The 11,810-nt window shown below is 73.8% G+C and carries 12 protein-coding genes; 2 read left to right on the top strand and 10 right to left on the bottom strand.

The window, feature by feature from the left end; translation table 11 throughout:
• Positions 1-19 precede the first annotated feature (19 nt).
• From RMN56_RS12220 to RMN56_RS12240, 5 genes are all read right to left on the bottom strand, one after another.
• Positions 20-784, bottom strand: coding sequence for a LytR/AlgR family response regulator transcription factor (locus RMN56_RS12220; protein ID WP_262285095.1), 765 nt, complete (start codon positions 782-784; stop codon positions 20-22).
• The gene (locus tag RMN56_RS12225) at positions 781-2,004 is read right to left on the bottom strand and encodes a sensor histidine kinase (RefSeq protein ID WP_313723915.1); all 1,224 of its coding nucleotides are present in this window, start codon (positions 2,002-2,004) and stop codon (positions 781-783) included. The genes RMN56_RS12220 and RMN56_RS12225 overlap by 4 nt, the downstream gene beginning before the upstream one ends.
• Positions 2,005-2,062: 58 nt before the next feature.
• A complete protein-coding gene (locus RMN56_RS12230; protein ID WP_313723916.1) occupies positions 2,063-3,268 on the bottom strand; it encodes an ROK family transcriptional regulator in 1,206 nt (401 codons plus the stop codon).
• Positions 3,269-3,304: 36 nt separating this feature from the next.
• Positions 3,305-4,813 carry a sugar transferase gene (locus RMN56_RS12235; protein ID WP_313723917.1) on the bottom strand — a complete coding sequence of 503 codons (1,509 nt, stop codon included), beginning with the start codon at positions 4,811-4,813 and terminating at the stop codon, positions 3,305-3,307.
• A gap of 324 nt (positions 4,814-5,137) precedes the next feature.
• On the bottom strand, positions 5,138-5,998 hold the full coding sequence (locus RMN56_RS12240; RefSeq protein WP_313723918.1) for an Fpg/Nei family DNA glycosylase: 861 nt from the start codon (positions 5,996-5,998) through the stop codon (positions 5,138-5,140).
• A gap of 136 nt (positions 5,999-6,134) precedes the next feature.
• Between RMN56_RS12240 and RMN56_RS12245 the strand changes: the two genes are divergently transcribed.
• Positions 6,135-7,400: a glycosyltransferase gene (locus RMN56_RS12245; RefSeq protein WP_313723919.1), complete on the top strand. Its 1,266-nt coding sequence runs from the start codon at positions 6,135-6,137 to the stop codon at positions 7,398-7,400.
• A gap of 26 nt (positions 7,401-7,426) precedes the next feature.
• Here RMN56_RS12245 and RMN56_RS12250 read toward each other — a convergent pair whose 3' ends face one another.
• The 5 genes from RMN56_RS12250 to RMN56_RS12270 form a co-directional block, all read right to left on the bottom strand.
• Positions 7,427-8,152, bottom strand: a complete 726-nt coding sequence (locus tag RMN56_RS12250; protein ID WP_313723920.1) for a CDP-alcohol phosphatidyltransferase family protein — start codon at positions 8,150-8,152, stop codon at positions 7,427-7,429.
• Positions 8,127-9,194 (bottom strand): iron-containing alcohol dehydrogenase family protein, encoded by a 1,068-nt coding sequence (locus tag RMN56_RS12255; RefSeq protein WP_313723921.1) that lies wholly within the window; start codon positions 9,192-9,194, stop codon positions 8,127-8,129. The genes RMN56_RS12250 and RMN56_RS12255 overlap by 26 nt, the downstream gene beginning before the upstream one ends.
• A complete protein-coding gene (locus tag RMN56_RS12260) occupies positions 9,182-9,913 on the bottom strand; it encodes a phosphocholine cytidylyltransferase family protein (RefSeq protein WP_313723922.1) in 732 nt (243 codons plus the stop codon). Before RMN56_RS12260 ends, RMN56_RS12255 begins: the two co-directional genes overlap by 13 nt.
• 71 nt (positions 9,914-9,984) lie before the next feature.
• Positions 9,985-10,794: a hypothetical protein gene (locus RMN56_RS12265; RefSeq protein WP_313723923.1), complete on the bottom strand. Its 810-nt coding sequence runs from the start codon at positions 10,792-10,794 to the stop codon at positions 9,985-9,987.
• Positions 10,791-11,240, bottom strand: coding sequence for an NUDIX domain-containing protein (locus RMN56_RS12270; protein ID WP_313723924.1), 450 nt, complete (start codon positions 11,238-11,240; stop codon positions 10,791-10,793). The genes RMN56_RS12265 and RMN56_RS12270 overlap by 4 nt, the downstream gene beginning before the upstream one ends.
• A 114-nt stretch (positions 11,241-11,354) precedes the next feature.
• Between RMN56_RS12270 and RMN56_RS12275 the strand changes: the two genes are divergently transcribed.
• Positions 11,355-11,747 (top strand): CBS domain-containing protein, encoded by a 393-nt coding sequence (locus tag RMN56_RS12275; protein WP_148429006.1) that lies wholly within the window; start codon positions 11,355-11,357, stop codon positions 11,745-11,747.
• The last annotated feature ends 63 nt before the right edge of the window (positions 11,748-11,810 follow it).

The raw sequence follows: 11,810 nt of genomic DNA on the forward strand, positions 1-11,810 counted from the left end.
GGCGGAAGAATTTCTGAACTCAGCGGTTCCAGTCCTGCTTGGCCGCGCGGACCAGCTTGTCCTTCAACTCCCGGGTGTGCCGGCGGCTCACCGGCAGCTCCGCCCCGTCGATCACCACCACGTAGCCGGAGTTGACCAGCCGCAGCTCGGCGATCAGCTTGAGCTGCACCAGGTAGGAGCGGTGCACCCGGACGAACCCCGCGTCGGCCCAGCGCTCGGCGAGGGTGGCCAGCGAGACCCGGACCAGGTGCGAGCCGTCCGCGGTGTGCAGCCGGGCGTAGTCGCCCTGCGCCTCCACCCAGCGCACCGCCGAGCGGGGCAGCATCCGGGTGGTCCCGGCCAGCTCGATCGGGATGGTCGGGTCCTCCTCGGCCCGGGCCAGCGCCGCCGGGTGTGAGGGCACCACCCGGGAACCGATCACCCGGCGCAGCGACTCGGCCAGCCGCTCGGCGCGGACCGGCTTGCGCACGTAGTCCGTGGCGCCCAGGTCGAAGGCGTCCACCGCGCCGTCGTCGTACGCGGTCACGAACACGATCGCCGGCGGCCGGGCGAACCGGCGCAGCACGCGGGCCAGCTCCATGCCGTCCAGCCCGGGCATCCGGATGTCCAGGAAGACCACGTCCACGTCGCCGTCGCGCAGCACGCGCAGCGCCTCGGTCGCGTCACCGGCCGTGTGCAGCCGGGCCACCCGGGGGTCGGCCCGCAGGTGGTACGCCAGCTCGTCCAGGGCCGGCGGCTCGTCGTCGACCGCCAGCACGCGGAGAAACCCGGTCGCGGTGTTCATGACGTCGCCCGTACCCCGGGGTGGAACTTCGGCACCCGCATGCTGACCTTCGTACCCGAGCCCAGACCGGTCTCGACGACCAGGCCGAACCGGTCCCCGAAGGCCGACCGGAGCCGCTCGTCGACGTTCGAGAGGCCGACGTGCTGGCCCGGGTCGTCGCCCGGGTCGTCGCCGGCGCCCGCGAGCTCGGCGATGCCGGCGGTCAGCGTCGTCGGATCCATCCCCACCCCGTCGTCCTCCACCGTGATGTGGCACTCGGCGCCCGCGTCCCGGGCCTCGATGCTCACCATGCCGGTGCCCGGCTTGCGGGACAACCCGTGCCGGACCGCGTTCTCGACCAACGGCTGGAGGCAGAGGAACGGCAGCGTCACCGGCAGCACCTCCGGGGCGATCTGGAGACGCACCTGGAGCCGCTCGCCGAACCGGGCCCGCTCGATCGTCAGGTAGCGGTCGATCGAGCGCAGCTCCTCGGCGAGTGTGGTGAACTCCCCGTGCGCCCGGAACGAGTAGCGGGTGAACTCGGCGAACTCCAGGATCAGCTCGCGGGCCCGCTCGGGGTCGGTGCGGACGAACGAGCCGATCGCGGTCAGCGCGTTGTAGATGAAGTGCGGGCTGATCTGGGCGCGCAGCGCGCGCACCTCGGCCCGGGCGAGGCGCTCCCGGGAGGAGTCCAGCTCGGCCAGGGCGAGCTGGTCGCCGGCCCAGTGCGCGGTCTCCAGGGTCGCCTGCACCAGGCCGGGGGCGGGCCGCTCGCCGGCCACCGCCACCAGCGCCCCGACCGCCCGGCCGTCGGCAGTCAGCGGGGCCACCACGGCGCCCCGGACCGGGCAGTCCACCAGGTCGCAGTGCAGCTCCGACTCGCGCAGCACCGTCGAGCGCCCGGTGCCGACCGCCCTCCGGGCCGCCGCGAGCAGCTGGTCGCCGTGGTGCGCGCCGTGCCCGTCGAGGGCCAGCAGGACCTCCCGGTCCGTCAGGGCCAGCCCGGCCGCGCCCACCAGGGCCCGCAGATGGCGTACGGCCTTCGCCGCGCCCGCCGCGCTCAGACCGCCCCGCAGTGGCTCGGCGGCGAGCCCGGCGGTGTGCAGCACCTCGTAGGTGGCCCGCTGGGTGGCCGTGGCGATGCCCCGGCGGGCGCGCAGCCGCAGCACGGCCCACAGCGCCGCGGCCAGCGCGGTGACCAGCGAGACGACGCCGAACACGGCCGAGAGGTTGCCACCCACGACACAGATCCTGGCCGGTGCCGGCCGCTACGCCAACCCGCCGTCGTCCGCCGCGCGCCTACCGGCGGGGTGGCAGCGCCGGGACGACACCGCCCAGCGGATCCGCCAGCAGCGCCGAGAAGCCCAGCTCGGCGGCGCCGACCAGGGTGGCGTCGTCGCCCAGCGCCGAGGTACGCAGCCGTACCCGCTCCCGGGCCACGGGCAGCACGTTGGCGGCGATGCGGGTACGGACCTGGTCCGCCGCCGCGCCGGGATAGACGTCGCGCAGCATCCCGCCGAAGATCACGACGCCGGGGTTGAAGAGGTTGATCAGATTCGCCACGCCGACTCCGAGCCAGTCCCCGATGCGGTGCAGCGCCGCGCGGGCGGTCGGGTCGCCGCGGCCGGCGTCGGCCACCACGTCCCGCAGGGCGTCGCGGCCGGACAGGTCGGCCGGCCGTCCGGCGGCGTCGAGCAGGGCCCGCTCGCCGACCTCCGCCTCCAGGCAGCCGTGGGAGCCGCACCCGCACGGCCGGCCGTCATGCGGGTTGACCACCATGTGCCCCAGCTCGCAGGCGTAGCCGCCGTCACCGTCGAGCAGCTTGCCGCCGACGATGATCCCGCCACCCACGCCCACGTCGCCATGCAGGTAGATCATGTTCTGGAAGCCGCGGCCCGCGCCGCGTCGCTGCTCGGCGACCGCGCCAAGATGGGCCTCGTTGCCCACCGGCACCGGCCGGGCCAGCCCCAGCCGGTGGCCCAGCTCGGCGCCGAACGCCTGGTCCACCCAACCCAGGTCCGGCCCGAACCGGACCATCCCGTCGCCCGGCCGGATCATCCCGCAGTACGACGCGCCGACCCCGGCACACACCGCCTCCGGCGGCGCCGCGTCGTGCAGTTCGCGACCGAACCCGGCGAGGACCTCGACCACCCGGTCGAGGTCGGCGCCGGCGCGGGGGCGGGCCGCCCGCCGGCGGTCCAGGATGACGCCGCCCAGCCCGACGCGGGCGGCGGTCAGCCAGTCCACGGCGACGTCGAACGCCAGCACGTACACCCCGGTGGTCTCCGGTCGTACCACCAGCGACGGCCGGCCCGTGCGGCCCGTGTCCGTCGGGGCCTCCTCGTGGACCAGTCCCGCGGCGGTGAGCTCCAGGGTCAGCGCCATGATCGTGCTGCGGTTCAAGCCCATCCGCTCGGCCAGCGCCGCCCGGGAGACCGAACCGTCGAGGTGGACGTGCCGGAGCAGGGTGCCGAGGTTGCGCCGGCGGATCTCCTCCTGGAGCAACGTGACCTCCCGCGTCGGTCGCTCCGGCCGCTCCCCCTAGTAGGCGCCCTTGCGGGCGAGCACCACCCCGACGGTCCGCCACAGGATGCTCAGGTCGTAGGCCAGCGACCAGTTGTCGACGTAGTAGAGGTCGAGCCGGATCGCCTCGTCCCAGGAGAGGTCGGAGCGGCCGGAGACCTGCCAGAGGCCGGTCATGCCCGGGCGGACCAGCAGCCGGCGCCGGACGTCGCCCAGGAAGTCGCCGTCGTCCGCGGGGAGCGGACGCGGGCCGACCAGGGACATCTCGCCCCAGAGCACGTTGATCAGCTGGGGCAGCTCGTCCAGCGAGGAGGCGCGCAGGAAGCGGCCCACCGGGAAGACCCGGGGGTCCTGCTTCATCTTGAACAGCATGCCGTCGGTCTCGTTCTGGTCGACCAGGCCGGCCAGCCGCTCCTCGGCGTCGACGTACATGGTCCGGAACTTCCAGACCCGGAAGGTCCGCCCCTCGTGCCCGACCCGGGGCTGCCGGAAGAAGACCGGCCCGGGGTCGGAGATCCGGATGGCGATCGCGATCGCGGCGAAGAGCGGGGCCAGCAGCAGCAGGCCCAGCCCGGCGGCGACCCGGTCCATCAGGTTCTTGGCGAGCAGCGCCGGCCCGGACAGGGTCGGCTCCTCGACGTGCAGCAGCGGCAGGCCCTCGATCGGGCGGATGTGCACCCGCGGGCCGGCGATGTCGGTGAGCTGGGGCGCGACCACCAGGTCGACGCCGGAGCCCTCCAGCTGCCAGGCCATCCGGCGCAGCTCGCCCGGCTCGGCGCTGGCCGAACCGCAGACCGCGATGGTGTCGCCGCCGACCTCCCGCACCAGCGCGAGCACGTCCCGGCCGGCGTAGACCGGCACCGGCGTCTCGATGCCCCGGGCGGCGGCGTACCCGTCGGTGAGGTGGATGGCCACCGGGACCAGGCCGGCCCCCGGGTTGCGGGTGACCGCGGTGAAGACCTCCAGGCACTCCGGCAGGGTGCCGACCAGCACCATCCGGTGCCCGGCGTGGCCGATCCGGCGGCGGACGGCGTGCAGCGTCATCCGGGCGATCATCCGGCCCAGCAGGATGAGCAGCATGGCGCCGAGCAGGGCGAAGCCGACCGTCCACCGGGACAGCGAGTAGGTCTTCGTCGCGAAGGCGATGAACGAGACGGTGGCGGCCACCGCCACGCCGGCCCGGGTCACCCGCTTGAACTCGTCGGGCCCGAGGCCGAGATAGCGCCGGTCGTAGGCCCGGTTGCCCCACAGGATGAGCAGCCAGCCGAGCGGCAGCAGCAGGAACGCGACGGTGTAGAACCACGACTGGGGCGCGTGCCGGAAGCCCGAGTCGGCCTGCTCGAAGATCTGGATGGCCAGGTAGCTGGCCAGGGCCGCCGCGCCGAAGTCGAGCAGCAGGAGGATCGCGATGTAGGGCCGGTGCCAGCGGGACACCCGGCGGCGGGCACGAGCCCACGCCAACCGGGGTACGCCGTTGTGCGACGGCGGAGTCGGCGGCTGGATCTCGAAGCTGTCGACGTGCCGCACGCTCTCGCTCCGGCCTGTGTTGGTTACCGGGCGCTGGAGGCTTGTCGTCACCTCAACCCATGTCCTCCCGCATGACTCGCGCCCTCACTCGCCGTGAGGGCCCGGGTCGCCCACCGTCCCAGTCTCCCACGCGGGCCCGGCCCGGACCGCTCCCAGAGGGGAAGCCGTCCGATGACGCTCGCGAGGATCTGGCCGGCTCCGAGTCGGTTGTGAAGCCGGGGACCGAGCCACTATACCGATGGATGGCGGCCCCGGTAGAGGTGCGGAGTGGGACCTTCGGCGATCCGCGGACGATTCCTCTCCGTAACCGAGGAGTGCCGTTACTCACCGTACGAGCCGGGACAACCGTCGGTCAGCCAGCGGCTTGCCGCCGGTCTGACAGGTGGGACAGTATTGCAGGCTCGAATCGGCGAACGAGACCTCTCGCACAAGGTCGCCGCAGACCGGGCAGGGCAGCCCCTTCCGGGCGTGGACCTTGAGCCCGGAGCGCTTCTCGCCCTTCAGCTCCGCGGCCCGCTGCCCCATCGAGCGCCGGACCGCGTCGCCGAGCACCGCGCGGGTCGCCGCGTGCAGCGTGGCGAGCTGATCGTCGGTCAGCCGGTCGGTGATCGCGAACGGGGAGAGCTTCGCCGCGTGCAGGATCTCGTCGGAGTACGCGTTGCCGATCCCCGCGAGCACCGACTGGTCGGTCAGCACCCCCTTGACCTGCCCCCGCCGCCCGCGCAGCCGGGCACCGAAGGTGGCCAGGTCGGCCTCCAGGGCGTCCGGGCCCAGCTTGCCCACCCCCGGCACCAGGGCCGGGTCGGTCACCAGGTACGCGGCCAGCTTCTTCTGCGTGCCCGCCTCGGTCAGGTCGAAACCGGAGCCGTCGTCGAGACGGACCCGCAGGGCGATCGGCCCCTTGCCGGGGCGCAGCGGGGCGGTCGACGGGAACGCCTCCCGGTAGTGCAGCCAGCCCGCCCGGGCCAGGTGGACCACCAGGTGCAGGCCCTCGGCGAACCGGACGTCCAGGAACTTGCCGTACCGGCCCGCGCCGACCACGGCCCGGCCGGCGACCGCGCTCGGCGGCGGGTCGTACGTCTTCAGCGCGTTGATCGAGGCGACCTCGAACCGCTCGACCCGCCGGCCGACCGCCCGCTCGCGCAGGTAGCCGGCGAGCGCTTCCACCTCCGGTAGTTCAGGCACCGTACAACGGTAGCCTTCTTTGCCGTGAGCGCGAGGAATGAGCTTGCGAGTTCCTGGCGCGAGCGCGAGGAGTGAGCTTGCGAGCCCCGCAGTCGCGAGCAGAGGTCGGCACAGTCGCGAACGAAAGGCGAGCTCCGTGAGAATCGTGGTGGCGCACAACCGGTACCGGGAAGCCCAGCCGTCCGGCGAGAACACCATCGTCGACGCGGAGATCGCCCAGCTGACCGCGGCCGGGGTGGAGGTGCTGCCGTTCCTGCGCAGCTCCGACGAGATCCCCGCGATGTCGAAGCCGGCCAAGGCGTTGCTGCCGATCTCGCCGATCTGGGCCCCGAAGGCCCAGCACGACCTCGACCGCCTGCTCGCCGAGCACCGCCCGGACGTGCTGCACCTGCACAACCCGTACCCGCTGCTCTCGCCCTGGGTGGTGCGGACCGCGCACAAGCGCGGCGTGCCCGTGGTGCAGACGGTGCACAACTACCGCCAGGTCTGTTCCTCCGGGCTCTACTTCCGCGACGGCGTGATCTGCCAGGACTGCCGGGGCCGGGCGCTGGGGGTGCCGGCGATCGTGCACCGCTGCTACCGGGGCTCCCGCGCGCAGAGCGCCGTGATGGCCACCACGCTCGCCGTGCACCGCCCGACCTGGAAGTCGGTGGACCGGTACATCGCGCTCACCACCGCCGTCGCCGACCACCTCCGCGACTACGGCATCCCCGACGAGCGGATCGTGGTCAAGCCCAACGCGGTGCCCGACCCGGGGACGCCGGCGCCGCCCGGCGACGGTTTCCTCTTCATGGGCCGGCTGAGCCCGGAGAAGGGCCTCGACCTGCTGCTGACCGCCTGGCGGCGGCACCCCGTGGGGTCGCTGGGCCCGCTGCGGATCGCCGGCGACGGCGAGCTGCGTCCGCTGGTCGAGGCGGCCGCCGCCGAGCGGCCGGACGTGCTCTACCTGGGCCAGCTCGACCGGACCGGGGTGCGCGCCGCGCTGACCGACAGCGCCGTGGTCCTGGCCACCTCCACCTGGCACGACGTGCTGCCCACGGTGATCATCGAGGCGCTGGCCAGCGGCCGGCCGGTGCTCGGCACCGCGCTGGGCGGCATCCCGTACCTGGTCGGCGCGGACGCCCCCCGCGAGCCCGCCGGCACCGGCCCGGCCGAGGTGGCCACCGCGACGCCCGGCGACGGGCACGTCTCCCTGCCCACCGGGGTGCAGCGCGGCGAGGCCGGCTGGGTGGTCGCGCCCGACCCGGAGGCGCTGGCCGCCGCCCTCCCTCTGGCCCGGGCCGGCGCGCCGACGCTCGCTCCGGCCGCCCGCACCCGCTACGAGCGCACCTTCCACCCCGACGTGGTGACGAAGCGCCTCATCGACATCTACGCCGACCTCTCCAACGCCGCCCGCCGCTGACCCACCTGCCGCTCGCCCGCCGCCCGTCAGCGGAGGGAGGCTCGGGCGGAGAAGGCGATGCTGGCCAGGAGGAAGCCGCCGTTGACGATCGTGAAGGCGACGATCACCCACAGGGTCAGGGCGGGGGCCACGGTCAGGACCAGGCCGGCCAGGAAGATCACCGCGCCGTAGTCGCGGACCAGCTTCGCCAGGCGGACCGGGAGCGAGGTCGAGGTGACCATGCTGGCCGCGTTCGGGCCGGCCTGCATCACCGAGGTGACCAGGTTGACCATCCAGGTGCCGGCGAAGACCGCCACCAGCCAGGTGGGCGTCGAGGGGCGCTGCGCCACGGCGGTCGCCCCGAGCGCGGTGACCAGGGCGATCTGGGCGGCCACGTCGCAGAGCACGTCGACCCGGGCGCCGGCCGGGTTGTTCTGCTTGGTGACCCGGGCGAGCTGACCGTCCGCGCAGTCCAGCGCGTACGCGATCTGCCAGGCGACCAGGGCGACCAGCCCGACGGCCCAGGCCGGGACGGACCCCGCCGCCACGTCGTCGGCGAGCGCGACCACGGTGACCGAGGCGGCCAGGCCGAGCACCAGGTTGGTGAGGGTCAGCGCGGTCGGGCGCAACCCCAGGCGCTGCGCGACCAGCGCGAACACCGCCCCGATCCACTGGCTGATCGACTCGCTGAACAGGCCGCCGCCACGGTTGACCCGGTGGAAGTCGGCGACGGAGGGGCGGGACGGCTCAGCCAAGGTGGTCGCGGAGTGCACCGGCGTAGTCTGCCAGCCGCTCCCGCGTCTCGGTAGGCGACATCGCCAGGTGTTCGAGGATGGTGTAGCGGTCCGGCCGGGTGGCCGGCGCGAACTGCACCGCCTCCACGAACTGCTCGTCGGACAGGCCCACGTCGGCGGGCAGCCGGGGCAGGCCGTGCCGGGCCAGGCAGGCCGACATCTCGGTGAGCCGCCGCTCGTCGCCGCGGAGGAAGGTGCAGAACAGGGCGCCCAGCCCGGCCAGCTCGCCGTGCGAGGCGGTGCCCGGGTAGAGCGCGTCCACCGCGTGCATGATCTCGTGGCAGCCGCCGCTGGCCGGGCGGCTGGTGCCCTCGATGGCCATGGCCAGGCCGCTGGAGATCAGCGCCTCGGCCAGCACGATGACGAAGGCGTCGTCGCTCATGTCGCCCGGGTGGTTGAGCACCGCCTCCGCGCCCGCCCGGGAGAGCGACGCGGCCAGTCCGTCGAACGACTCACCGCGCACCTTCCGGGCCAGCTCCCAGTCGGCCAGAGCGCTGATGTTGCTGATCACGTCACCGATGCCGGCCCGGTTGTGCCGGTCCGGGCCGCTCTCCACGAAGTCCAGATCCACGATCACGGCGATCGGGATGTGCACCCCGTAGGAGCCCTTGATCCCGTCGGTGACGAGGCTCGCCACCGGGGAGGCGATCCCGTCGTTGGCGAGGCTGGTCGCCAGGGAGACCATCGGCAGGCCCCGGCGGGTCGCCGCGTACTTGGCCACGTCGATGGTCTTGCCGCCGCCGATACCGACCACCGCGTCGTACGACCGGGCCCGGAGCTTCCCGCCGAGGTCGTCGGCGGCGTCCAGACTGCCCCCGGCGACGGTGAACACGTCGGCCGCCCGCAGCGACGGGCGGACCAGATCGGCGACCTTCTCGCCCTGCCCCGGACCGACCACGACCGCCACGTCACCCCCGGAGGAGATGCGGCCGTCGGCGAGGATCGCCGCCAGGTCGGCCACCGCCCCCCGCCGCACGTCGATGTGCAGCGGGGTCAACACGCTCCGGGCTAGTAGCGGCACGCGATCTCCCGCGCCCGGGCCAGGTCGGCGTGGTTGTCGACCTCGACCCAGGAGACGTCGCCGATCGGCGCGGCCCGCACCTCGCCGCCCCGGTCGGCGAACTCCTGGTAGCCGTCCTCGTAGTAGAGGTTCGGGTCGCGCCGCCACGTCGCCTCCAGGGCGTCGGCGAGCGCGCCGGCCACCTGCGGCTCGATCAGCGTCGCGCCGATGTACTCCCCGTACGCCTCGCCCGGGTCCATCAGCTTGGTGATCCGGGTGAGCTGGCCGGCCGCGTCGAAGGTGGTCTTCATCTCCTCCTCGGCCAGCACCTTGATGTTGTCGACGGCCAGCAGGATGCCGGGCCCGCGCTCGGCCAGCAGGGTCTTCTCCACGCTCACCGGGTGCACGGTGTCGCCGTTGACCAGCAGCACCCCCCGGGAGAAGTGCTCCCGGGCCAGCCACAGCGAGTACGCGTTGTTCCACTCCTCGGCCTTGTCGTTGTGCACGAGGGTGATCGTGACGCCGTACTTCTCCTCCAGCGCGGCCTGCCGCTGCCGGACCGCGTCCGCCGCGTAGCCGACCACGATCACGACCTCGGTCAGCCCGACCTCGGCGAGGTTGCGCAGCGCGATGTCGAGGATGGTGGTCTCCCCGTCGACCGGCACCAGGGCCTTGGGCAGGGTGTCGGTGTACGGGCGCAGTCGGCGCCCCGCACCGGCGGCAAGCACCATCCCGATCATGCCGGCACCATCCTCATCTCGACTCCGCTCCACTCGGTGGAGGATATCGTCGCGCCCCAGCGGGCCGGGGTTCAGCCCGGCAGGGCGGCCAGGTCGGCCAGCAGCTCCAGCCGCTCCTCGGCGGCGAGCACCGCCCACGGGCCGGCCGCCCGGCGGTCCGTCTCCTGCTCGATGGCGAGCCGCTCCGGCCCCGCGGGCAGCGCGGCGACGCTCGCCGCGGTGTGCCCCGCGGCGGTCCACGCCGCCGCGTGCGCGTCCGCACGGTGGTAGCGCAGGGTGCCCAGCCGGTTGAGCAGCAGCACGCCGGGCGGGGTGCCCTCCGGCTCGTGCGGCGGGGCCATGGTCGCGAAGGCGCCGGGCCCGGCCGACACGACCGCGTGCGCCAGCACCCGGCCCAGCGCCGGGACCAGCCGCTCCACCCGCTCGTCGTGCCCGGCCCACAGTTCCTCGGTCACCTCGGCGTGCACGCCGAACAACTCCGCCAGGAAGGCGAGCCCGCGCTCGGTGGCGCAGAAGCCGCCGTCCGGGAAGCGCTGGATCATCCCGTACGCGACCTGCTTGTCCAGCGCCCGCCGGGCGGCGGCCGGGTCCCGGTAGCGGGTCACCGCCGCGAAACCGGCCGCGTCGACCGTGCCGCCCGGCGCGGCCAGGCGGGTGCGGAACTCCACCAGGGCGCCGGTGGCGGCCGGACCGCCGTACCGGGAACTCAGCTCCGCGCCGCCACCGTCGCGACCGGCGAGCATGCCGGCGACGAAGGTCCGGTCGACGGCCGGGGCGACCAGACCCGCGAACCGGTGCGGCGGCAGCTCGACGCCGTCGAGTGACCCGGCTCCCCGCGCCGGAGGTGGTGCCGCGCCGCGGCCGGGGACGGTCTCCCTCACAGACCGATCGAACGCAGGGCCGCGAAGCCGTTCTCGGCGATCCGCCGGATCAGCCCGTCGTTGACGTCACGGTGCTCGTCGAGCAGGTCGACGTCCTGCTCCGCCAGCCAGCGGAACTCGGTGTGCTTGCCCTCCTCCAGCCGGGGCCGGCTCAGGTCGCCGTCCACCCGGATCAGGAAGTCGGTCTCCACGCGGGTCAGCCCGTCGTCGCCCGTGTAGCGGTATTCGCCGACCTGGCCGAGCACGTGCGAGACGGTCCAACCGGTCTCCTCGGTGACCTCCCGGCGCAGCGCGTCCTGCACCTCCTCACCCGGTTCGAGGTGGCCGCCGACGATGTCCCAGCAGTTGGGGAAGAGGCGCCGCTCGGGGGACCGGCGCTGGATGAAGATGCGGCCGTCGTCGTCCACGATCAGCGCGCCGGCGCAGCGGAGGGGCTCGGTGGGCACCTCACGACAGTAGCCATTCCGCGCCGTTCGTGGCGATGCCCGGTCTTGTCCCGTTCCGCATCGATGGCCCACCATGTCCGTACCGAGGCCGCCGTCCCACAGGGGTGATGCGTGATGCAGGTACGCGAAGCGATGTCCAGCGAAATTCTCGTGGTCGGTCCGGAGCACACGCTCCGCCAGGCGGCCCGGATGATGTCGGCCCGCCGGGTCGGGTCGGCGGTCGTGATCGACCCGGACTCCGAGGGGGTCGGGATCATGACCGAACGCGACGTGCTCAACGCCATCGGGGCCGGGCTCGACCCCGACGTCGAACGCACCGGGGCGCACCTGACCTGGGACGTGGTCTACGCGGGCCCGGACTGGACGGTGGAGGAGGCGGCCGCCGCCATGGCCCGGGGTGGGTTCCGGCACCTCGTGGTGCTCGACGGCCGGGAGGTCGCCGGGGTGATCTCGGTACGCGACCTGATGCGGGTCTGGGCGCGGGAGCACACCGCCCCCCGCGTCTGAACAACTGTGGAAAGGGCGATGGCCCGGCCGATACCGGCCGGGCCATCGTCGTGTCGTACCGCC

Source organism: Micromonospora halotolerans, from assembly GCF_032108445.1.
In the GTDB taxonomy this organism is placed as follows: domain Bacteria; phylum Actinomycetota; class Actinomycetes; order Mycobacteriales; family Micromonosporaceae; genus Micromonospora; species Micromonospora halotolerans.

Coding starts and splice junctions, on each gene's coding strand:
- RMN56_RS12220 (WP_262285095.1), bottom strand. CDS start 784: ATGAACACCGCGACCGGGTTTCTCCGCGTGCTGGCGGTCGACGACGAG.
- RMN56_RS12260 (WP_313723922.1), bottom strand. CDS start 9,913: ATGATCGGGATGGTGCTTGCCGCCGGTGCGGGGCGCCGACTGCGCCCG.
- RMN56_RS12275 (WP_148429006.1), top strand. CDS start 11,355: ATGCAGGTACGCGAAGCGATGTCCAGCGAAATTCTCGTGGTCGGTCCG.